The following is a 21,062-nucleotide window of genomic DNA, read 5'->3' as shown; positions in this document are numbered from 1 at the left end:
ACACTCCGCCGCAATAATGCGAGAATCTGAAGCGCGGGGCCACATTTCCCGTTGCAGACTTGCCCAAAGATTGTGAAATGCCCGCGACAAGGGCTGAGGAATTTGATGCGTTCGAACGCTACTGCTACCGGCTACGGTGCCACGGCCATCGGCCTGCACTGGATCATTGCCTTGCTGATCTTCGCCGCCTTCGGGCTCGGCTGGTACATGACCGGCATCCCCGGGCTGACGCCGACCAAGCTCAAGCTGTTCTCGTGGCATAAATGGCTCGGCGTGACCGTGTTCATCATCGCCGTGCTGCGCGTGCTCTGGCGCGCCACCCATGCCGCGCCACCGGTCGCCCCGGGCACGCCGGCATGGCAGGCCAAGGCCGCCGCGGGCGCCCACCACCTGCTTTACATGCTGATCATCGTGGTGCCGGTCACCGGTTACCTGTACAGCATGGCAGCTGGCGTGCCCGTGGTCTACCTGGGCCTGTGGAAAATGCCGGTGCTGATCGAGACCAATGAAGAGCTCAAGGCCGTCTTCAAGGTCGCGCATGTCGCGCTGAACTACCTGATGGCGGGCGTGGTGGCGGTGCACGCGGCCGCTGCCATCAAGCACCAGGTCGTCGATCGCGACGGCACGCTTGGCCGCATGCTGCCGTTCCTGCGCTAGGCCTCGCGACCGGAGCAGGTCGCTCCGGTCGTTGCTGTTCGGGAAATCCCATTTCGGTTCTGATGCGCGGCGCAGGGCGCCGCCCACTGACAGGAGTCATTGATGAAACGCATTCCCCGCCCCGGTTCGCTGCTGCTGGCCGCCGTGCTGGCCACCACCGGAGTCGCCGCCAACCTTGCCTGGGCGCAGATCGATACGGCCAAGAGCTCGGTGACCGCGGTGGCGCGCCAGATCGGCGTGCCCATGGAAGGCAAGTTCAAGAAGTTTGACGCCAACGTCGACTTCGATCCCGCCAAGCTAGCGACGTCGTCGGCCAAAGTCGAGATCGACGTGGCGAGCTTCGAGATCGCCGACGCCGAGACCACCAAGGAAGTGAAGGGCAAGGACTGGTTCGACGCGGCGAAGTACCCGAAGGCCGTGTTCCAGTCCACCAGCATCAAGAACGGCACGCCGGGCAAGTACGAGGTGGCCGGCAAGCTCACCATCAAGGGCAAAACCCAGGACATCGTCATCCCGGCCACGTATCGCCAGGACGGCGCTGCCCAGGTGTTCGAAGGCGTGCTGCCGATCAAGCGCACGGCCTTCAATATCGGCGACGGCGAATGGAAGGATACTTCCGTGGTCGCCGACGACGTGCAGATCAAGTTCCGTATCGTGACGGCAGCAAAGAAGTGAAGCCCGGCTGCGCCGGTCTTCTCGAACTGAACAGCTGTTGCCATTCCCGTTGATGTTCCTCTCCAACCTTTTGTCGGGAGATCCCATGAAACTGCGTACCCTCATGACCGCCGTGGCGGCCGTTGCTGCAACCGCCGCCTTCGGCGTGGCTTCGGCCAACACCGTGACCTATAACCTCGATCCGACCCACACTTACCCGAGCTTCGAGGCTGACCACCTTGGCGGCCTGTCGACCTGGCGCGGCAAGTTCGACAAGTCCACCGGCGTTGTCACGCTGGATCGCGTCGCCAAGAGCGGCACGGTGGAGGTCAAGATCGACCCGGCCTCGATCGATTTCGGCAATGCCAAGCTGAACCAGCACGCCAAGAGCCCGGACATGTTCGATGTCGAGGCCTTCCCGGAAGCCAGCTACAAGGGCAAGTTCAGCAAGTTCAAGGGCGACGTCCCGACCGAAGTGGACGGCGTGCTGACCCTGCGCGGCGTGTCCAAGCCGGTCAAGCTGGAAATCCGCGACTTCAAGTGCATCCAGCACCCGATGCTCAAGCGCGAGGCTTGCGGCGCCGACGCGGTTGGCCAGTTCAACCGTGCCGACTTCGGTCTCGACTATGGCGTGAAGATGGGCTTCAACCCGCAGGTCAAGCTGGCGATCCAGGTCGAAGGCGTCCGCGCGGAGTAATGCCTGGGGCGCTGCAGCCCAATTTGAGAAGGCCGGCCTTGCCGGCCTTTTTTATTTGCCGCATGCATGCCCACACATGTACTGGGGAGTAGGGGGGCGTTTCATCCACTTGGTTGTATGGGCCGCTCTTGCCACAGTACAATGACCCGCAGCAAATTGTCTTGAATCAGATTCTTCCCGATCCAGGCAGGAAACCGGGGCGCGAACCTCCGGTGACCAAGCCTCCAACAGGCATTCGCGCACCCGACATGAGCATTCGCTGTACATTCCGAAAACGGTAGCCGTCTCCGCGACCCTGTCGCCCTTCCTGTGCTGTACCTGGCCACCCGGTCCGTCCGGCTGCATGGCCTCCAGCCTTTCTCGGATTTCCCTGGCGTAATACCGTGTATTCAAAAACGCAAATCGATCCGGTAGTCAGCTTTCGCAACTCGCAGGGCGAGCAGGTGCGGGGCACGATCATCAATCTCCAGAGAAAAGCTCTGGTGATGGAAATCTACAATCCGTATTCGATCGTGCAGGTCAGCGAGGTGCTGAGCGAACTCAGTGTGCGGATGGGGGCAAAGAACGCCTACCTTGGCAAGGCCGTGGTCATGAGCTTGGTGAATACCGGCCTGACCGCGGTGGTGTCGCTGACGCTGATCGACGAATGGCGGGAGCTCACCGACCTGAACAACGAGCCCAAATCGGTCGCCCGAGAGGCCGAGCTGTTCGTACAGGACTGGGACGCGCGCTTCAACATCCGGCGCGATTACCAGATCGTGGTCAACGAGATGCGTGCGTTCCTTTCCGAAGTGTCGCGCTGGGTGGAGCAGGTCGACCTGACTGAGTCGCTGCCCAAAGTGGATGGCCGTCTGCGCGAAGACGTGTTCTACGAACTCGCCACGCCGATCATGGGCCGCACCAAGCGCTATCTCGACTGGCTCGAGGAAGAGGCGCAGCGCGTCGATCCGGAAATCGCCCCGGTGCACCGCACCTACGCCCAGGCGGCGCTGCATCCGCTGTTGCTGCGTGCGCCATTCGTTTACCGGACCTTCACCAAGCCGCTCGGCTACGCGGGCGACTACGAGATGGTGAACCAGATCCTGGGCGATCCGCAGCAGGGGCCCACCACCTACTTCCAGATCGTCAACACCGCTTTTCTCAAGGCGGCGGTGGCCACGGCCCACCGCAACCGTATCGACCTGCTGATCAATTTTCTGACGCTCCAGGCCGAGCGGGCCAGGCAGGCCGCGCGGCCGTTCCGCGTGCTGAACGTGGGGTGCGGCCCGGCCTTCGAGATCCAGCGCTTTGTCCGTGAATACGAGCACCCGGAAATGCTGTCGTTTCAGCTCGTCGACTTCAGCGAAGAGACCCTCGAATACACCAAGGCTTCGATCGAGAGCGCCGCCGCGCAGGCGGGCCACAAGGTCTCCGTGGAGATGGTTCACCAGTCAGTGCATGAACTGCTCAAGCGGCGCATCGCCCCGGACGATCTCGATGCCCGGGAGTTCGATGCCGTCTATTGCGCGGGCCTCTTCGACTACCTTTCCGACAAGGTATGTTCGCGGTTGCTGTCGTACTTTGCATCGCGCACCCGGTTAGGCGGGCAGTTGCTCGTCACCAACGTGCATGCGGACAATCCGGAGAAGTTCGGCATGGAGCACCTGCTCGAGTGGTACCTGATCTATCGGGACGGCGCGGGCATGGCGGCGCTGCTGCCCGAGAACTCGCGCGAGCACCGCATCTATGTCGATGACACCGGCGTCAACGTGTTTGCCGAAGCGACCATTCAATGAGGCACTGACGTGCACCTGCGCCAGTCCGCTGGCTGCGACGGTGTACCACCGGACCAGGTCATGAGTACGAACCAACTATATGCGGGCTACCAGTCCGAATTGGCCGATTTTCGCCTCGCGTTCAGCCGCGGCGGCGCCTATACCGCCATCGTGCTCGTTCTGCTTGGGGTAGGGCTGGACTACGGTCAGTACCCGCAGCAGCAACTCGCGTTCGGGCTCGCGCGCGTGGTGGTGTCGCTGCTGATTGCCGGCGTGGTGGTCGCGCTGTACAGCGCAGCGGGGCGGCGTTTTGCGCCGTGGCTCACGCTGACCTGGCTGCTGCTGCCGCAGGTCATGATCGCGTGGATGATTTCGCAGACCGAGGGCGTGGAATCGCCGTACTACGTGGGGCTCAACCTCGCGATCTTCGCCTCGGGCATCGCGCTGCCATTCGGGCTGTGGCAGAACCTGGTGTTCGGCATTCTCTCGTACCTGCTGTATGCGCTGGCTTGCCTGCTGCATCCCGGCGGCATCGAGCCGATGGGGGCCTTTATCGCCAATTCGCTGTTCCTGCTGTTCGCCGCGGCGGCCAGCGGGGTCTATACCTTCTTCAACGAGCGCGCGCGCTTCATGCTGTTCCGGCTCAAGGACGAGGTGGCCGAAAAGAACGCCGAGCTGGAAGTCATCAACCGCAAGCTCGTCGACATCAAGGGCCAGATGCTGCAGCAGGAAAAGATGGCGGCCATCGGTACGCTCGCCGCAGGCCTGCTGCATGAGGTGAACAATCCGGTCAACTTTTGCCTGATGGCCATCGAGGTGGCCATGGAAGAGCCGCAGGCCAAGGAAAATCCGTCGCTGGAGGAATGCCTGGTCGATGCCAAGCAGGGCATGCAGCGCATCCAGCATATCGTGTCGGACCTGAAGACCTTCGCCTACCGCAAGCCCGGGGCCGAGGTCGAAGGCACGCCGTTCCTGTTCGAGAAGGCGCTCGATTCCTCGATCCGCCTCACGGCCCACGAGCTGCGCGGCGTCAAGATGACGCGCGAACTGCCCGACGACACGCTGGTGCTCGGCGACGAAGCGGCCGTCATCGGCGTGCTGATCAACCTGTTCTCCAATGCCGCGCTGGCGATGCGCAAGGCAGGCACGGTGGCGCCGGCCATCCATACCACGATCCGTTGGGTCGAAAGCCGCCTGCATGTGCGAGTCCAGGACAACGGCCCGGGCATTGCGCCGGAGAACCTGGCGCGCGTGTTCGAGCCGTTCTTTACGACGCGCGACGTAGGGCAGGGGCTGGGGCTGGGCCTGTCGATCAGCTATGCGGTGATCGAGCGGCACGGCGGCCAGCTGTTTGTCGAGAGCGAATTCGGCAAGTGGGCTGCCTTCAGTTTCGACCTGCCGCGCGCGGAGTGATCTGGCCATGAGCGAAGTCCAGCAGGCACGGCCGACCGTGCTCTACGTCGACGATGAAGACATGGCGCTCAAGTACTTTGCGCGCGCCGTGGGCAACGAGTATGAAGTCCTGACCGCCGCCGGCGCCGATGAGGCGATCGACATCCTGCGTGGCGCCGGCACGCGCACGGCCATCCTGGTGACCGATTTCCGCATGCCGGGACGCGATGGCGGCGACCTGTTGCGCCAGGTGGCCGAGGAATTCCCGCAGATCGTCCGCATTCTCGTCACGGCGTATGCCGACAAGGACGTGCTGCTGCAGACCGTCAACAGCGGCGAAGTGTTCCGCATCCTGGAAAAGCCACTGAGCGTCGGCGATGTGCGCAACGTCCTGCGCCTGGCCGTGGAGCGCTCTCGCGAGCGGGCCCTGCGGCAGCAGCGGCTGATGGCGATCGACGAAACGCTGGCCTTCCTGGCCCACGAGCTGAATACGCCGCTCGCGGCCATTGCCAATTTCGCACGCGGCATCGAGGGGCGCGTGACGGCCGAATACACCGCGCAGCGCCAGGGCGAGATCGGCCAGGCCGCCAGCGCCATGCGTGACAACGCCCAGTATTGCCTGGCGGTGCTGTCATCGTTCCTGCAATCGGTGCGCAGCAGTGCGGGCAGTACGCCGGCGCGGCAGGAGCCGGGCACGGAAGTGAGCGCGGGCGCGCTGGTCGCGTCGCTGCTCGATAGCTATCCGTTCAATGCCGACCAGCGCAACTGGGTCCAGGTGGAGATGCACGGCGATTTTCCCGTGCAGACGCTGCCCAACTGCGTGGCGCTGGTGCTTTCCTCGGTCATGAGCAATGCACTGCGGGCGCTTGGCGACGTCGGCGCGCCCCTGCTGCGCTTTGTCGTGGTGTCGAAGCCGCGGCAGGAGATCCGCATCTGCGACAACGGCCCCGGGATTCCGCCCGAGGTGATGGAGCGCCTGCTCGTGGACCCCGTCACCACCCACGCGGGGGCCGGCGGCAGCGGCCTCGGCATGATTTTCTGCAACCGCGTCATGCAGTCGTTTGGCGGCGGCATCCGGATCGCCTCAGCCTCCGGAGCCGGCACGACCGTGACGCTGGACTTCCCAAATTTCAAGAATCGAATGAACAGGAGTGACCGATGAACGAACCGAATGCCACCCAGGCACCACCCCCGGCGATTCTGTTCGTCGACGACGAAGCCACGGCCGTCAAATATTTCCAGCGCGCGATCGGCGCGCTGGCCCCTGTGGTGACCGCCGGCTCGGTGGAGGAAGGCAAGGCACTGCTCGAAGCGCACGCCGACAGCCTCGCGGTACTGGTGTCCGACCAGCGCATGCCGGGCGAGTATGGCAACGAGCTGCTGCGCCATGCGCGCGAGCGCTATCCGCATATCGTGCGGATCCTGACCACCGCGTATTCGGAACTGGACCAGACCGTCGAGGCCGTCAACCAGGGGCAGATCCACCGCTACATCAAGAAGCCGTGGGATATCACCGCACTGCGGATGGAACTGAAGCAGGCTTTGGAGATGGCCGGCCTGCGCAAGGAGCGCGACCAGCTCGTGCGCGAAAAGCTGAGCGTGCTGCAGACCCAGACCGTGGCGACGCGCATCGGCATGATCCACGCGCTGTGCGCGAGCCTGATCGGCCCGGGCCGCTTCCAACCCGTCGAGACCTACCTGGCCGGCACGGAACTGGGCGGCGCGCGCAATGCCGAACCCGACTGGCAGCGCATGGACTATGCCGACCTGGTGGGCGCCGAGAGCGAGCGCAGCGGCACCTTCGGCCATGCCGTGGGGACGCAGCTGGCGGCCTTGCGCACGCGCCATGCCGGGCGCGGCGCCGCCGACGCGCTGCAGGTCGTGGCCGAGGCGCAGGGCGACAGCACTGTGCGACGCGAAGGCGAGACGGTGGTATGGACCGCACCGTCCGCGCTCAGCGAATTCCTGGCCAAGCCGGTGGGCGAGGCGGTTTCGGCACAGCATGCGGCGTGGCTGGCCAGCCTGCTGTGGCTCGAAGAAGCCGGCGGCGCGCTGCAGTTCACGCGCGAAGGCGAGACCATTGCCTGCCGCGCCGGCACACGCACGGCCAGCTTTTCGACGGACCGGCTGGCGATCTGGATCGAGCGGTTTTCGGAACGGGGGTGAGCGGCCATCCTGGTCGGGCAACCTTGATTCAGGCAACAAAAAAGCGCACCAAAAGGTGCGCTTTTTTTCCTCCAGCGTCAGATATCAGGCCTGCGCGCCGTAGTTCGGATCATCGCGATCCGTGCCTCCAGCCTTCTTGTCCCCCTTGACCAGGTCTTCGCGCTTGACGCCAAACCACATGGCCAGCGCCGCGGCAACGAACACCGACGAGTAGATACCGAACAGGATACCGACCGTCAGCGCCAGGGCGAAGTAGTGCAATGTGGGGCCGCCGAAGAAGAACATCGACAGCACCATCATTTCGGTCGAGCCGTGGGTGATGATGGTCCGCGACATCGTGCTGGTGATCGCGTGGTCGATGACCTCATGCGTGGTCATCTTGCGGTACTTGCGGAAGGCCTCGCGGATCCGGTCGAAGATCACGACCGATTCGTTCACCGAGTAGCCGAGCACCGCCAGGATGGCCGCCAGCACCGACAGCGAGAATTCCCACTGGAAGAACGCGAAGAAGCCCAGGATGATCACCACGTCGTGCAGGTTGGCGATGATGCCCGCCACCGCGAACTTCCACTCGAAGCGGAACGACAGGTAGATCACGATGCCGATCACCACGCACAGCAAGGCCAGCAGGCCGTCGGTGGCCAGTTCCTTGCCGACCTGCGGGCCGACGAACTCCACGCGTTGCAGCTTGACGTCAGGTGTGGCCACCTGCAGTGCGCCCATGACCTGCTCGCTCTGCTGCGCGGAAGTGACGGGCTTGCCGTCCGGGCCCTTCTGCAGCGGCAGGCGGATCATCACGTCGCGCGAGGTGCCGAAGTTCTGCACCTGCACGTCGCTATAGCCGAGCTTGCCCACCTGGCCGCGGATCTTTTCGAGGTCGGCCGCCTGCTGGTAGTTGACCTCCATCACCGTGCCGCCGGTGAACTCGATCGACAGGTGCAGGCCCTTGTGCCACAGGAAGAATACGGCCGCGGCAAACGTCAGGAAGGACACCACGTTGAAGATCAACGCGTGCTTCATGAACGGAATGTCGCGCCGGATGCGGAAAAATTCCATGATGTTGTCCTGATGTATCCGTGCTTACTTGGCGACCGGGGTGTCCGCACCCGGCTTCCAGATCTGGCCGATGGCCACGCTCTGCAGCTTCTTCTTGCGGCCGTACCAGAGGTTGACCAGGCCGCGGTTGAAGAACACCGCCGAGAACATCGAGGTCAGGATGCCCAGGCAGTGCACCACGGCAAAGCCGCGCACCGGACCGGAGCCGAAGGCCAGCAGCGCCAGGCCCGCGATCAGCGTGGTCACGTTGGAGTCCAGGATGGTGGCCCAGGCGCGCTCGAAGCCGACGGCGATCGCCATCTGCGGCGAGGCGCCCCCGCGCAGTTCCTCGCGGATACGCTCGTTGATCAGCACGTTGGCGTCGATGGCCATGCCCAGCACCAGCGCGATCGCGGCAATGCCCGGCAGCGTCAGCGTGGCCTGCAGCATCGACAGCACCGCAATCAGCAGCAGCAGGTTGATGCCCAGCGCCGCCACCGAGAACACGCCGAACAGCATGTAGTACAGCACCATGAACACGGCGATGGCGCCGAAGCCATAGGCGACCGAGTCAAAGCCCTTCTGGATGTTGTCCGCGCCCAGCGACGGACCGATGGTGCGCTCCTCGATGATTTCCATCGGCGCGGCCAGCGAACCGGCGCGCAGCAGCAGGGCCAGGTCGTTGGCGGCTTCGGTCGAGTAGGAGCCGGTGATCTGGAAGCTCGAACCGAGTTCGGACTGGATCGTCGCCACGGTCAGGACTTCGCCCTTGCCCTTTTCGAACAGCACGATGCCCATGGGCTTGCCGATGTTCTCGCGCGAGACGTCGCGCAGCACGCGGCCGCCCTGGGCGTCGAGCTTGATGTTGACCGACGGCCGCTGGTTCTGGTCGAAGCCGGCCGACGCGCTTTCGATGCGGTCGCCGGTGAAGATCACCTGCTTGCGCAGGATCACCGGGGCGCCGTTGCCTTGCGTGAACAGTTCGTCGCCAAACGGCACCGGGTCGCCCGGGCGCGGGTTGCGCGGCGCGTCGGGATCGGCCAGGCGGGCTTCCAGCGTGGCGGTACGGCCGATGATGTCCTTGGCCTTGGCGGTGTCCTGCACGCCGGGCAGCTGCACCACGATACGGTCGGCGCCTTGCTGCTGGATCACGGGCTCGGCCACGCCAAGCTCGTTCACGCGGTTGTGCAGGGTCGTGATGTTCTGCTTGACGGCGGCGTCCTGCACGGCCTTGCGGGCGGCTTCCGTAAAGGTGCCGACCACGTTGTTGCCGTCCATGGCGAAGGCGAGTTCGCGCAGGTTGTCGGCCAGGATGGCGCGCGCCTTGTTGGCGTCGTCGGCATTGCTGAAGCGCACGGTCAGCTTGTCGCCGTCGCGGTCGATGCCGCCGTGGCGAATATTCTTGTCGCGCAGCAGGGTACGGGCATCGCCCGAAAGGCTGTCGAGCTTCTTGTCGACGGCGCCCTTCATGTCGACCTGCAGCAGGAAGTGCACGCCGCCGCGCAGGTCCAGGCCCAGGTACATCGGCAGCGCGTGCATGGCGGTCAGCCAGCGCGGCGAGCCCGAGAGCAGGTTCAGCGCGACCACGTAGGTCGGGTCGGCCGCGTCGGGGTTGAGCGTGCGCGTCAGGACGTCCTTGGCCTTGAGCTGGTCGTCGGTGGTGCGAAAGCGCGCCTTGACCGAGCCGGACTGGCCCGAAACATCGAAGAACACGCCGTCAGGCTTGAGCTGGTTCTGGGCCAGGATCTCTTCCACATGCTTCTGCATGGAGAGGTCCACCTTGACCGTGGCCTTGCCGGAGGAGACCTGCACGGCGGGCGCCTCGCCGAAGAAATTCGGCAGCGTGTAGGTGATGCCGATGGCCAGGGCCACCAGGATCACGACATATTTCCAAAGCGGATAACGATTCATCTCTGGCCAGTCATTCTGCGGTTGGCGGATTCGCCGGGGGCCCCAGGGGCACGCCGGCGGGGCCGGACCGGTTGGCAAACAGCCGCCTGGCCGCCACGGGAAGGCCCATCAGGGGCCCACGGGCTGATCAGGCGGCTGCCAGGGCATGCGCATGCGGCATGCCGGAAAAGACAAAGGGCAGTGTCGCGAACGGGAATCAGAGCGACTTCAGCGAGCCCTTCGGCAGCACCGTGGTCACGGCGTTCTTCTGCACGGTGATTTCGGTGCCTGCGGCGATTTCCAGGCTGACGTACTGGTCGGTCACCTTGGTCACCTTGCCGAGGATGCCGCCGGCCGTGACGACTTCGTCGTTCTTGGCGAGGGCTTCCAGCATGGCCTTGCTTTCCTTCTGGCGCTTCATCTGCGGGCGGATCATGATGAACCACAGCACGCCGAACATCAGGATGATGGGCAGGAAGCTCATCAGGCCACCCGCTGCGCCGCCGGCACCGGCGGTCTGGGCGAATGCATTAGAAATCAGCACGTTGATTCTCCGTCACAAAAGTCATTCAAGTAATCGACCATTCTATCACCCGACTCGGTCACGCCCCGGCATTCTAGGCCGGAATTCGGGTTTGTTCGGGGTGCGTTCTGGACGACTTGCCGCTAGAGGCGGCAAGGCCGTCACAACCCCGGTATTCGACCATGCCGGGCGGGAAAGTTCTCGGCTCAGCGCGCGCCGCGCGCGCGGTCGCTGGCGAACTGGCGGCGGAAGTCGCTGAAGCGGTGTTGCTCGATCGACTCGCGCACTTCGCGCATCAGCTGCAGGTAGTAGTGCAGGTTGTGGATGGTGTTCAGGCGCGCGCCCAGGATCTCGCCGACGCGGTGCAGGTGGTGCAGGTAGGCGCGCGAGAAGTTGCGGCAGGTGTAGCAGGCGCAGCTTTCGTCGAGCGGGCGCGGGTCGTTGCGATGCGCGGCGTTCTTGATCTTGACGTCGCCGAAGCGCGTGAAGAGCCAGCCGTTGCGCGCATTGCGGGTCGGCATCACGCAGTCGAACATGTCGACGCCGGCGGCCACGCCTGCCACCAGGTCTTCAGGCGTGCCCACGCCCATCAGGTAATGCGGCTTGTTGGCCGGAAGGCGCGGCGCGACGTGCTCGAGCACGCGCATCATGTCTTCCTTGGGCTCGCCCACCGACAGGCCGCCGATGGCGAAACCGTGGAAGTCCAGCTCCGACAGGCCGGCCAGCGATTCATCGCGCAGGTCTTCGAACATGCCGCCCTGGACGATGCCGAACAGCGCATTCGGGTTGGCCAGGCGCTCGAACTCGTCGCGCGAGCGCTTGGCCCAGCGCAGGCTCATGCGCATCGACTTGGCCGCCTCTTCGTGCGTGGCGGGACGGCCTTCGATCTCGTACGGCGTGCATTCGTCGAACTGCATGACGATGTCCGAGTTCAGCGTGCGCTGGATCTGCATCGAAATCTCGGGCGACAGGAACAGCTTGTCGCCATTGACCGGCGATGCGAACGTGACGCCATCTTCGGTGATCTTGCGCAAATCGCCGAGCGAAAACACCTGGAAGCCGCCCGAGTCGGTCAGGATCGGCTTGTCCCAGCCGATGAAGCGGTGCAGGCCTTCATGCGCGTTCACCACATCCAGCCCCGGGCGCAGCCACAGGTGGAAGGTGTTGCCCAGGATGATTTCGGCGCCGATCTCGTTCAGTTCGAGCGGCGACATGGCCTTGACCGAGCCATAGGTGCCCACCGGCATGAAGATGGGCGTTTCGACCACGCCGTGGTTCAGGGTAACGCGGCCGCGGCGCGCGTTGCCGTCGGTGGTGAGGAGTTCGAAGTTGAGCATGGCGGGATTCGGAATTCGGTTCTGGCTTCAGGGCTGGCGCGGATCTGCGGGTTTCACTGGCGGGTCAGGAACATCGCGTCGCCGTAGCTGAAGAAACGATAGCGCGCCTCGACCGCGTGGCGGTAGGCGGCGCGGATGGCTTGCACGCCAGCCAGCGCCGACACCAGCATCAGCAGCGTCGACTTGGGCAGGTGGAAGTTGGTGATCAGGGCATCGACCAGGCGGAACTCGTAGCCCGGCGTGATGAAGATGTCGGTGTCGCCGCTGCCGGCGTCCAGCGTGCCGTCGGGCTTCGCGGCCGATTCGAGCGCGCGCAGCGAGGTCGTGCCCACGGCGATGACGCGCCCGCCGCGTGCGCGGGTTTCGCGCACGGCGTCCGCCAGTTCTGGCGAGATGGCGTACCACTCCGAGTGCATCTTGTGTTCGGCGATGTTCTCGGTGCGCACGGGCTGGAAGGTGCCGGCGCCGACGTGCAACGTCAGGAACGCGCGGCGCACGCCGGCGGCGTCAAGCCGGGCAAACAGCGCATCGTCGAAATGCAGCCCGGCGGTCGGCGCGGCGACGGCGCCCGGGTTGCGCGCATAGACGGTCTGGTAGCGCGTTTCGTCATAGGCGTCCGGGTCGTGCGTGATATAGGGCGGCAGCGGCAGGCGTCCATACTGCTCGATCAGGTCCAGCGCGGGCTCGGGGAAGCGCAGCGTGAAGAACTGGTCGACGCGCGGGCCGACTGTGACGGCGAAGGCGTCGTCCGCCAGGTGCAGCTGGCTGCCCTCGGGCGGTGTCTTGGACGCGCGCACCTGGGCCAGCACGGTGTGGGAATCCAGCACGCGCTCTACCAGCACCTCGACCTTGCCGCCGCTACGCTTGTGGCCGAAAAAGCGCGCCTTGATCACGCGCGTGTCATTGAAGACCAGCAGGTCGTCGGGCCGCAGGTATTCGGTGATCTCGCTGAACGCGCGGTCGACCAGCCGGACAGCGTCGGGCTGCTCGCCCGGCGCCAGGCGCTCGACGACCAGCAGCCGGCTGGCGCTGCGGTCGGGCAGGGCGCTCTGGGCAATCAGTTCGGGCGGCAGCGGGAAATCGAAATCGGACAGCGTCAGCATGAGGAAACGGCAAGACCCGGCCAGGCGCTGTACGCAGGGTACGGAGCGGCAACCGGGATAGGTACAATCGGCGAATCCGATATTGTAAGGCTTGGGCGCCAGGCGCCGCCCGGCCCTGTGTGATACCCCTTATTTCTCCGCCTGCCCGACTGCCGATGCCCGGAACCGCCACCGAACCGACCCAGGACAAAGCCGCAGCCCCCGACTCAGCGCCGTCTGCAAAGGGCAAGGCCGCGGGCAAGGACGGCAAGCCGTCGTCCGCGGTCGCGCGGCTGGCCAAGATGGGCCTGCGGCGCAGCGTCGACCTGGTGCTGCACCTGCCGATGCGCTACGAGGACGAGACCACGCTGATGCCGATCGCCGAGGCGATCCGCCGCTCGGGTCTCGGCCAGGCCGCGCAGGTCGAGGGCGAAGTCATTTCCAACGAGGTCACGTTCCGCCCGCGCCGCCAGCTGGTGGTGAAGATCGCCGACGACAGCGGCGAGTTGACGCTGCGGTTCCTGAATTTCTACGGCAGCCAGACCAAGCAGATGGAGGAAGGCGTGCGCCTGCGCGTGCGCGGCGAAGTCCGGGGCGGCTTCTTCGGTGCCGAGATGGTGCACCCGACGGTGCGCCCGGTCGCGCCCGACGAGCCCTTGCCGGACCGGCTCACGCCGGTCTATCCGGCCACGGCCGGCATTTCGCAGGCCTATCTGCGCAAGGCGATCTCCGGCGCGCTGACGCGCACGCCCATGCCGGAAACACTGCCCGCGGCCGTGCTGAAGGGGCCGCTCGCCAAGCTGAAGCTGCGCCCGCTCGCCGAATGCCTGCGCCTGCTGCACACGCCGCCACCGCAGGAAAGCGAGGCGGCGCTGGCCGACCGTTCGCATCCGGCCTGGCTGCGCATCAAGTTCGACGAACTGCTGGCCCAGCAGATCTCGCTGCGGCGCGCCCATGAGGCCCGGCGCGAAAAAAATGCGCCATCCATGCCCAGGCGGGAGGGCGGCCTGCTGACGCAGTTCCTGGCCGCACTGCCGTTCCGCCTGACTGGCGCGCAGCAGCGCGTGGTCGAGGAAATCGCGGCCGACATGACCGCGCAGCACCCGATGCACCGCCTGCTGCAGGGCGACGTGGGCAGCGGCAAGACCATCGTGGCGGCGCTGGCGGCGTGCCAGGCGATCGACGCCGGCTACCAGGCCGCGATCATGGCGCCGACCGAAATCCTGGCCGAGCAGCACTACCGCAAGCTGTCGGCGTGGCTGGAGCCGCTGGGCGTGCCCGTGGTGTGGCTGGCCGGCAGCCTTAAGGCCCGCGACAAGCGCGCGGCCGTGGCGCGCGTGGAATCGGGAGAGGCCCGGCTCGCGATCGGCACGCACGCGCTGATCCAGGACACCGTGCGCTTCGCCAAACTCGGCCTGTCGGTGGTGGACGAGCAGCACCGCTTTGGCGTGGCGCAGCGGCTGGCGCTGCGCGGCAAGGCGGCAGGCACCGAGCCGGCGCAGGATACGGCTCCGGCCGGGCCGGAAACCGTGCCGCACCAGCTCATGATGTCGGCCACGCCGATCCCGCGCACGCTGGCCATGACGTACTACGCGGACCTCGATGTGTCGGTGATCGACGAACTGCCGCCGGGCCGCACGCCGATCGTCACGCGGCTGGTCAACGACGAGCGCCGCGACGAGGTCATCGAGCGCATCCACCATGCGGCCGCCGAGGGCCGGCAGGTCTACTGGGTCTGCCCGCTGATCGAGGAAAGCGAGGCGCTGCAGCTGCAGACCGCCGTGGAGACCTACGAAACGCTGGTTGCCGCCTTGCCGGACCTGCGCGTGGGGCTGGTCCACGGTCGCCTGCCGCCGGTGGAGAAGGCGTCCGTGATGGACGATTTCAGCGCCAACCGCCTGCAGGTGCTGGTCGCCACCACCGTGATCGAAGTCGGCGTGGACGTGCCCAACGCCTCGCTGATGGTGATCGAGCATGCCGAGCGCTTCGGGCTGGCGCAGCTGCACCAGCTGCGCGGCCGCGTGGGGCGCGGTACCGCCGAATCGGTCTGCCTGCTGATGTACCAGGCGCCGCTGTCGCCCACCGCGCGCGAGCGGCTGGCCACGATGCGCGAGACCACCGATGGCTTCGAGATCGCCCGGCGCGACCTCGATATCCGCGGACCGGGCGAATTCCTTGGCGCGCGCCAGTCGGGCGAAGCCATGCTGCGCTTTGCCGACCTGAACACCGATGCCTGGCTGGTCGAGTACGCGCAGGAAGCCGCGCAGCTCATGCTGACGCAGTTTCCGGAGGCCGTGGAGGCCCATCTGTCGCGCTGGCTGGGAGGCCGCGAGCACTACCTGAAGGCCTGAAAACCGGGCAAACTTCGCGTTTTGGTGTCCCATGCGCCGCATTCGAGAAGCGTTCTGACAGATTGCGGAATCGAAGGTAAAATCTATCGCCTATCGAAAATTGATAAGTCATGACGCTCACCGAACTGAAGTACATCGTCGCCGTGGCGCGGGAGCGCCATTTCGGCCGTGCTGCCGAGGCCTGCTTCGTGTCGCAGCCGACCCTGTCGGTGGCGATCAAGAAGCTGGAAGACGAACTCAACGTGCAGATCTTCGAGCGCGGCACGTCCGAGGTCTCCGTGACCTCCGTGGGCGAGCAGATCGTGGCCCAGGCCCAGCGCGTGCTCGAACAGACCATGGCCATCCGCGAGATCGCCAAGCAGGGGAAGGACCCGCTGGCCGGTCCGCTGCGCGTGGGCGTGATCTACACCATCGGGCCCTACCTGCTGCCGTCGCTGGTCAAGCAGATGATCGGGGCCGTGCCGCAGATGCCGCTGATGCTGCAGGAGAACTACACGGTCAAGCTGATCGAGCTGCTCAAGCAGGGCGAGATCGACTGCGCCATCATGGCCGAGCCGTTCGCCGACTCCGGCCTCACAGTGCGCCCGCTCTATGACGAACCGTTCGTCGTCGCGGTGCCGCGCGGCCACCAGCTTGCCGAGGTCAGCCATGTCGATCCGGACGAGCTGAAGCAGCAGACCATGCTGCTGCTCGGCAGCGGCCACTGCTTCCGCGACCACGTGCTGGGGGTCTGCCCGGAGCTGTCGCGCTTCTCGCAGGCGTCCGACGGCATCCAGAAAACCTTTGAAGGCTCGTCGCTCGAAACCATCCGCCATATGGTCGCCAGCGGCGTCGGCATTACCGTGCTGCCGCGCACCTCGGTGCCGGACATGAAGGCCAAGGGCGATATGCTGGCCTATGTGCCGTTCGCCGAGCCGGTGCCGGACCGCCGCGTGGTGCTGGCCTGGCGCAAGAGCTTCACCCGCCTGCCCGCCATGGAAGCGCTGGCGAGCGCGGTGGCGGCGTGCGAGTTGCCGGGCGTGCGCAGGCTCAACGCCAAGGAATTGGCCGAGGCCGCCTGAGTTTTTTCTGTACGTCGTGAATCAATGGCCGCCATGTGCGGCCGTTTTTGTTTTTCGACTGCGGCGGGCTGGCTCGGGGTTTGTCCCGGCTTGCGCGGTAGTGCAATAATGTCGGGGCTATGCCGCTCGGCCAGGTTCGGCTCGGCCGTGTGGCAATCCTCGTGCTTTTCCAGAATGGAGCGTACTTACCATGGCAAAGAAGAATGAGATGAGCGTGAACATCGGCATCTCCGACAAGGACCGCAAGAAGATCGCGGAAGGCCTGTCCAAGCTGCTGGCCGACACCTACACCCTCTACCTCAAGACCCACAACTTCCATTGGAACGTGACGGGCCCCATGTTCAACACGCTGCATCTGATGTTCGAGACGCAGTACACCGAGCTGGCGCTGGCCGTGGACTCGATCGCCGAGCGCATCCGCGCGCTGGGCTACCCGGCTCCGGGCACCTACAAGGAATATGCGCGCCTGTCGTCGATCCAGGAAGAAGACGGCGTGCCGGAAGCCACCGAGATGATCCGCAAGCTGGTCGAAGGCCAGGAGTCCGTGATCCGCACCGCGCGTACGATCTTCCCGCTGGTCGATGCCGCCAGCGACGAACCGTCGGCCGACCTGCTGACGCAGCGCATGCAGACGCACGAGAAGACGGCGTGGATGCTGCGTTCGATGCTGGCCTGATTGCCGCCTGACTGCCATGCCGGCACGACGCGCCGCAACCGTCCTGGCTGCGGCGCGTTTTTGTTCTGAGCGTCACTGCGCTCCCTGTCTTTCTGATTCCTTCCGCCCCCGCTGCTGCCGTGCTGATTTCCTGTCCCCGAGCTCCCATGTCTGAACGCCTTGCCCTCTATGCGCGCCTGGTGCGCATCGACAAGCCCATCGGCACGCTGCTGCTGCTGTGGCCCACGCTGTGGGCGCTGTGGATGGCTGCCGGCGGGCCGCCGGCGCTGGGCGTGTTCTGTATCTTCTTTGCCGGCACGTTCCTTATGCGTTCGGCGGGCTGCGCCATCAACGACTACGCTGACCGCGACTTCGACAAGCACGTCAAGCGCACCAAGGAACGGCCGCTGACGGCGGGAAAGATTGCTGCGTGGGAAGCGCTGGCGGTGGCGGCGGTGCTGGCGCTGGCCGCATTCGCGCTGATCCTGCCGTTGAACAGCCTGACCAAGTGGCTGGCTGTGGTGGCCGCCGTGGTCGCCGGGACCTATCCGTTCTTCAAGCGCTTCTTTGCGATTCCGCAGGCTTACCTCGGCATCGCATTCGGCTTCGGCATTCCGATGGCGTTTGCCGCCGTGCAGGACCAGGTGCCGCTGGTGGCATGGGTGATGCTGCTGGCCAATGTGTTCTGGGCGGTCGCTTATGACACGGCCTATGCGATGGTCGATCGCGACGATGACCTGCTGATCGGCATCAAGACCTCGGCCATCACGTTCGGCCGCTTTGATGTGGCCGCGATCATGGTTTGCTACGCGGTCTTTTTGGGGCTGATGGCGTGGGCCGGTTCGCTGCTGTCGCTGGGATGGCCGTATTGGGCAGGACTGGCTGCGGCAGCTGTTTGCGCGGGCTATCACTACACCCTGATTCGTGACCGCGATCGTATGCGCTGCTTTGCGGCGTTTCGCCATAACAACTGGCTGGGTGCCTGCGTCTTTGCCGGAACCGCGCTGGCCTACGCGATCCGCTGATTTTCCTCCCCTCTCCCAGGGAGAGGGGAGCCGGTCTGCGGCATGGCAGGCGCGTTGGGCATCTGCTTGAGCGCTCGCTCAATCCTTCCCGAACTCTTCCCCCATTTCCTTCCCACGTGCCGCCGCCGCATGCATCGCCCGCACGAACGCATCCGCGATGCCCGCGCCTTGCATGGCCGTCACCGCCGCATACGTCGTACCGCCCTTGGACGTCACCCGTTCACGCAGGGTGGACACCGCTTCCGGCGATTCGCCCGCCAGCGTGGCAGCGCCCAGGAAAGTCTGCACGGCCAGTTCACGCCCTTGCTGCGCACTCAGTCCGAGTTCGGTCGCGGCACGTTCCATCGCTTCGATGAAGAAGAACACATAGGCCGGGCCGCTGCCGGAAATGGCCGTGACGGCATCGATCTGCTCATCGCCATCGACCCACGCGCACTTGCCCACGGCTTCGGCCACCGCGGTGGCAATGGCGCGGTCCTGTGCCGACAACCCGGCAGGTGAAGCCAGTCCCGTCATGCCCATGCCCGACAGCGCCGGCGTATTCGGCATGGCCCGCACCAGCCGTGAGCGGCCGCCCAGCCAGCGCTGCATGTCCTGCAGGCGGATGCCGGCGGCCACGCTGATGACGAGGTTGCCGGCGCCGGTAGCAGGCAGATAGGGCAGCAGGCTGGCCGCGGCGTCGCGGAATTGCTGCGGCTTGACGGCCAGCACCAGCACATCGGACGCGCCGAAGGCCGCATCGGGCGCACCGGACGCATGCACGCCGAGGTCGCGCACCAGGCGCTGCTGGGCGTCGGGGAACGGGTCGACCACGCGGATCGATCCGGCCGGCACGCCGCGCGCGATCAGGCCGCCGATCAGGGCGGTGGCCATGTTGCCGCCACCAAGGAAGCCGAAGGTCAGGGTTTCGAGCATGTCAGTCTCTGGCTGGAGTGGAATAGGGGAATGCGGGCGCGATGCTTACGCACGCGCGCCGAAGATAGCGGTGCCGATACGCACGATGGTGGCGCCTTCGGCGATGGCGGCGTCCATGTCGCCCGACATGCCCATCGACAGGGTATCGAGCGGCAGGCCTGCCGCTTGCAGCGACTGCAACAGGGTGCGCATCGCGGCAAACGGCTGGCGCTGCGCGGCTGGTTCGCTCGCGGGCTCGGGAATCGCCATCAACCCGCGCAGGCGAAGTCCCGGCAGCGCGGCCACCGCGCGTGCCAGTTCCGGCACGTCTTCCGGGGCGACGCCGCTCTTGCTCGCTTCATGGCTGATATTCACCTGGATGCAAACCTGCAGCGGCGCCATGCCGGCCGGGCGCTGCTCCGACAACCGCTGCGCAATCTTGAGCCGGTCGATCGCATGCACCCAGTCGAAATGCTCGGCCACCAGCCGCGTCTTGTTGCTCTGCAGCGGCCCGATGAAATGCCATGCGATCCGGCTGCGCAGGTCGGCCAGCGCCACGATCTTTTCGACGCCTTCCTGCACGTAATTTTCGCCAAAAGCGCGCTGTCCGGCCTCGAATGCCTCGCGCACGATGCCGGGCGCAACGGTCTTGGAAACCGCCAGCAAGGCCACCTCTTCAGGGTCTCTTCCGGCTTGTTGTGCCGCCGCCGCGACGCCGCGGTGCACAGCTTGCAAGTTGGCGGCAATTACAGACATAATCCGGCGGACATACAGAAGAAGTAAAAAGAAGTACGAAAAGTACTAACTAATCGGGTGGGGTCATTATAGATGGACATCGCGCAGCTATTGGCTTTCGCAGTCAAGAACAAGGCGTCCGATCTACACCTCTCGGCGGACATGCCGCCGATGGTGCGTATTCACGGCGACATGCGGCGCATCAACGTCGCGCACATGGCGCACAAGGATGTCCACGCCATGGTGTACGACATCATGAGCGACTCCCAGCGCAAGAGCTACGAAGAACGGCTGGAGATCGATTTCTCGTTTGAAATTGCCGGCCTGTCGCGTTTCCGGGTCAATGCCTACAACACGCAGCGCGGCGCGGCCGCGGTGTTCCGTACGATTCCCTCCAAGGTTCTCACGCTCGAAGAGCTGCGCGCGCCGGCGGTGTTCGCGGACCTGTGCATGAAGCCGCGCGGCCTGGTGCTGGTGACCGGGCCGACCGGCTCGGGCAAGTCGACCACGCTGGCGGCGATGGTAGACCATCGCAACGACAACGACATGGGCCACATCCTCACGGTGGAGGACCCGATCGAATTCGTGCACCAGTCCAAGAAAAGCCTGATCAACCAGCGCGAACTTGGCCCGCATACGCACTCGTTCGCCAACGCGTTGCGCTCGGCACTGCGTGAAGATCCGGACGTGGTGCTGGTCGGCGAATTGCGCGACCTCGAAACCATCCGCCTGGCGCTGACCGCGGCCGAAACCGGCCACCTGGTCTTCGGCACGCTTCACACCAGCTCCGCGGCCAAGACCATCGACCGCGTGGTCGACGTGTTCCCGCCCGAAGAGAAGGACATGGTGCGCACCATGCTGTCCGAATCGCTGGAGGCCGTGATCTCGCAGACGCTGCTGAAGACGCGTGACGGCAATGGCCGCACCGCCGCGCACGAGATCATGATCGCCACGCCGGCGATCCGCCACCTGATCCGCGAGAACAAGATCGCGCAGATGTACTCGATGATGCAGACCAGCAGCGGGCTGGGCATGCAGACCCTGGACCAGTGCCTGTCGGACTTGATCAAGCGCAGCATGATCAGCTACAGCGACGCACGGGCCATTGCCAAGAACCCCGACGCCTTCATGGGCTGAGGCCCGCGCCTCGCCCG

At 65.3% G+C, this 21,062-nt stretch carries 19 protein-coding genes; 12 read left to right on the top strand and 7 right to left on the bottom strand.

The features are described from left to right. The first annotated feature begins 105 nt into the window (after positions 1 to 105). The 7 genes from ACIGJB_RS13610 (at position 106) to ACIGJB_RS13580 (ending at position 7,320) form a co-directional block, all read left to right on the top strand. Positions 106 to 657, top strand: coding sequence for a cytochrome b (locus ACIGJB_RS13610; protein WP_483730307.1), 552 nt, complete (start codon positions 106 to 108; stop codon positions 655 to 657). A gap of 102 nt (positions 658 to 759) precedes the next feature. Beyond that, positions 760 to 1,332: a YceI family protein gene (locus ACIGJB_RS13605; RefSeq protein WP_483730306.1), complete on the top strand. Its 573-nt coding sequence runs from the start codon at positions 760 to 762 to the stop codon at positions 1,330 to 1,332. A gap of 85 nt (positions 1,333 to 1,417) precedes the next feature. Then, on the top strand, positions 1,418 to 2,008 hold the full coding sequence (locus ACIGJB_RS13600; RefSeq protein ID WP_483730305.1) for a YceI family protein: 591 nt from the start codon (positions 1,418 to 1,420) through the stop codon (positions 2,006 to 2,008). 383 nt (positions 2,009 to 2,391) lie between these two features. Next, positions 2,392 to 3,783, top strand: a complete 1,392-nt coding sequence (locus tag ACIGJB_RS13595; RefSeq protein WP_483730304.1) for a class I SAM-dependent methyltransferase — start codon at positions 2,392 to 2,394, stop codon at positions 3,781 to 3,783. Between the two features lie 60 nt (positions 3,784 to 3,843). Beyond that, entirely contained in the window at positions 3,844 to 5,175 is a 1,332-nt protein-coding gene (locus tag ACIGJB_RS13590; protein ID WP_483730303.1) for a sensor histidine kinase, read from the top strand. A 7-nt stretch (positions 5,176 to 5,182) separates the two neighbouring features. Further along, positions 5,183 to 6,316 (top strand): hybrid sensor histidine kinase/response regulator, encoded by a 1,134-nt coding sequence (locus ACIGJB_RS13585; protein WP_483730302.1) that lies wholly within the window; start codon positions 5,183 to 5,185, stop codon positions 6,314 to 6,316. Then, positions 6,313 to 7,320 (top strand): response regulator, encoded by a 1,008-nt coding sequence (locus ACIGJB_RS13580; protein ID WP_483730301.1) that lies wholly within the window; start codon positions 6,313 to 6,315, stop codon positions 7,318 to 7,320. Before ACIGJB_RS13585 ends, ACIGJB_RS13580 begins: the two co-directional genes overlap by 4 nt. An 84-nt stretch (positions 7,321 to 7,404) precedes the next feature. On the opposite strand, the gene secF is transcribed toward ACIGJB_RS13580, so the two are convergent. From secF to queA, 5 genes are all read right to left on the bottom strand, one after another. Then, a complete protein-coding gene (gene secF, locus ACIGJB_RS13575) occupies positions 7,405 to 8,376 on the bottom strand; it encodes a protein translocase subunit SecF (RefSeq protein WP_483730300.1) in 972 nt (323 codons plus the stop codon). A gap of 24 nt (positions 8,377 to 8,400) precedes the next feature. Then, positions 8,401 to 10,266, bottom strand: coding sequence for a protein translocase subunit SecD (secD, locus tag ACIGJB_RS13570; protein ID WP_483730299.1), 1,866 nt, complete (start codon positions 10,264 to 10,266; stop codon positions 8,401 to 8,403). 196 nt (positions 10,267 to 10,462) lie between these two features. Continuing rightward, positions 10,463 to 10,789 (bottom strand): preprotein translocase subunit YajC, encoded by a 327-nt coding sequence (gene yajC, locus ACIGJB_RS13565; RefSeq protein WP_483709215.1) that lies wholly within the window; start codon positions 10,787 to 10,789, stop codon positions 10,463 to 10,465. Positions 10,790 to 10,974: 185 nt separating this feature from the next. Next, a complete protein-coding gene (tgt, locus tag ACIGJB_RS13560; RefSeq protein ID WP_483730298.1) occupies positions 10,975 to 12,105 on the bottom strand; it encodes a tRNA guanosine(34) transglycosylase Tgt in 1,131 nt (376 codons plus the stop codon). 53 nt (positions 12,106 to 12,158) lie between these two features. Then, a complete protein-coding gene (gene queA, locus ACIGJB_RS13555) occupies positions 12,159 to 13,208 on the bottom strand; it encodes a tRNA preQ1(34) S-adenosylmethionine ribosyltransferase-isomerase QueA (protein ID WP_483730297.1) in 1,050 nt (349 codons plus the stop codon). A gap of 155 nt (positions 13,209 to 13,363) precedes the next feature. Between queA and recG the strand changes: the two genes are divergently transcribed. The 4 genes from recG to ubiA all read left to right on the top strand — a co-directional run bounded on the left by recG (position 13,364) and on the right by ubiA (position 18,279). After that, positions 13,364 to 15,538: an ATP-dependent DNA helicase RecG gene (gene recG, locus ACIGJB_RS13550; protein WP_483730296.1), complete on the top strand. Its 2,175-nt coding sequence runs from the start codon at positions 13,364 to 13,366 to the stop codon at positions 15,536 to 15,538. Between the two features lie 110 nt (positions 15,539 to 15,648). Continuing rightward, positions 15,649 to 16,599 (top strand): LysR substrate-binding domain-containing protein, encoded by a 951-nt coding sequence (locus ACIGJB_RS13545; RefSeq protein ID WP_483709211.1) that lies wholly within the window; start codon positions 15,649 to 15,651, stop codon positions 16,597 to 16,599. A gap of 190 nt (positions 16,600 to 16,789) precedes the next feature. Beyond that, a complete protein-coding gene (locus tag ACIGJB_RS13540) occupies positions 16,790 to 17,275 on the top strand; it encodes a Dps family protein (RefSeq protein ID WP_483730295.1) in 486 nt (161 codons plus the stop codon). Positions 17,276 to 17,421: 146 nt separating this feature from the next. Then, complete coding sequence (gene ubiA, locus ACIGJB_RS13535) at positions 17,422 to 18,279, top strand: 4-hydroxybenzoate octaprenyltransferase (protein WP_483730294.1); 858 nt, start codon at positions 17,422 to 17,424, stop codon at positions 18,277 to 18,279. Between the two features lie 78 nt (positions 18,280 to 18,357). Here the strand turns inward: ubiA and proC are convergent, their stop codons facing one another. Both proC and ACIGJB_RS13525 read right to left on the bottom strand, forming a co-directional pair. Continuing rightward, the gene (gene proC / locus ACIGJB_RS13530; RefSeq protein ID WP_483730293.1) at positions 18,358 to 19,194 is read right to left on the bottom strand and encodes a pyrroline-5-carboxylate reductase; all 837 of its coding nucleotides are present in this window, start codon (positions 19,192 to 19,194) and stop codon (positions 18,358 to 18,360) included. Positions 19,195 to 19,239: 45 nt separating this feature from the next. Beyond that, complete coding sequence (locus ACIGJB_RS13525) at positions 19,240 to 19,929, bottom strand: YggS family pyridoxal phosphate-dependent enzyme (protein WP_483730292.1); 690 nt, start codon at positions 19,927 to 19,929, stop codon at positions 19,240 to 19,242. Between the two features lie 72 nt (positions 19,930 to 20,001). Between ACIGJB_RS13525 and ACIGJB_RS13520 the strand changes: the two genes are divergently transcribed. Next, positions 20,002 to 21,045 (top strand): type IV pilus twitching motility protein PilT, encoded by a 1,044-nt coding sequence (locus tag ACIGJB_RS13520; protein ID WP_483730291.1) that lies wholly within the window; start codon positions 20,002 to 20,004, stop codon positions 21,043 to 21,045. Positions 21,046 to 21,062: the final 17 nt, after the last annotated feature.

This window comes from Cupriavidus sp. C2SS-8b (assembly GCF_057073745.1).
This window is presented reverse-complemented; position numbering and strand designations above follow the sequence as displayed.

Excerpts from the sequence above, each read along its gene's own strand:
- ACIGJB_RS13585 (WP_483730302.1), top strand. The coding sequence starts at position 5,183 with ATGAGCGAAGTCCAGCAGGCACGGCCGACCGTGCTCTACGTCGACGAT.
- ACIGJB_RS13545 (WP_483709211.1), top strand. The coding sequence starts at position 15,649 with ATGACGCTCACCGAACTGAAGTACATCGTCGCCGTGGCGCGGGAGCGC.
- secD (WP_483730299.1), bottom strand. The coding sequence starts at position 10,266 with ATGAATCGTTATCCGCTTTGGAAATATGTCGTGATCCTGGTGGCCCTG.
- ACIGJB_RS13540 (WP_483730295.1), top strand. The coding sequence starts at position 16,790 with ATGGCAAAGAAGAATGAGATGAGCGTGAACATCGGCATCTCCGACAAG.
- proC (WP_483730293.1), bottom strand. The coding sequence starts at position 19,194 with ATGCTCGAAACCCTGACCTTCGGCTTCCTTGGTGGCGGCAACATGGCC.
- ACIGJB_RS13580 (WP_483730301.1), top strand. The coding sequence starts at position 6,313 with ATGAACGAACCGAATGCCACCCAGGCACCACCCCCGGCGATTCTGTTC.
- ubiA (WP_483730294.1), top strand. The coding sequence starts at position 17,422 with ATGTCTGAACGCCTTGCCCTCTATGCGCGCCTGGTGCGCATCGACAAG.
- recG (WP_483730296.1), top strand. The coding sequence starts at position 13,364 with ATGCCCGGAACCGCCACCGAACCGACCCAGGACAAAGCCGCAGCCCCC.
- ACIGJB_RS13600 (WP_483730305.1), top strand. The coding sequence starts at position 1,418 with ATGAAACTGCGTACCCTCATGACCGCCGTGGCGGCCGTTGCTGCAACC.
- secF (WP_483730300.1), bottom strand. The coding sequence starts at position 8,376 with ATGGAATTTTTCCGCATCCGGCGCGACATTCCGTTCATGAAGCACGCG.
- ACIGJB_RS13525 (WP_483730292.1), bottom strand. The coding sequence starts at position 19,929 with ATGTCTGTAATTGCCGCCAACTTGCAAGCTGTGCACCGCGGCGTCGCG.
- ACIGJB_RS13520 (WP_483730291.1), top strand. The coding sequence starts at position 20,002 with ATGGACATCGCGCAGCTATTGGCTTTCGCAGTCAAGAACAAGGCGTCC.
- ACIGJB_RS13605 (WP_483730306.1), top strand. The coding sequence starts at position 760 with ATGAAACGCATTCCCCGCCCCGGTTCGCTGCTGCTGGCCGCCGTGCTG.
- tgt (WP_483730298.1), bottom strand. The coding sequence starts at position 12,105 with ATGCTCAACTTCGAACTCCTCACCACCGACGGCAACGCGCGCCGCGGC.
- queA (WP_483730297.1), bottom strand. The coding sequence starts at position 13,208 with ATGCTGACGCTGTCCGATTTCGATTTCCCGCTGCCGCCCGAACTGATT.
- ACIGJB_RS13590 (WP_483730303.1), top strand. The coding sequence starts at position 3,844 with ATGAGTACGAACCAACTATATGCGGGCTACCAGTCCGAATTGGCCGAT.
- ACIGJB_RS13610 (WP_483730307.1), top strand. The coding sequence starts at position 106 with ATGCGTTCGAACGCTACTGCTACCGGCTACGGTGCCACGGCCATCGGC.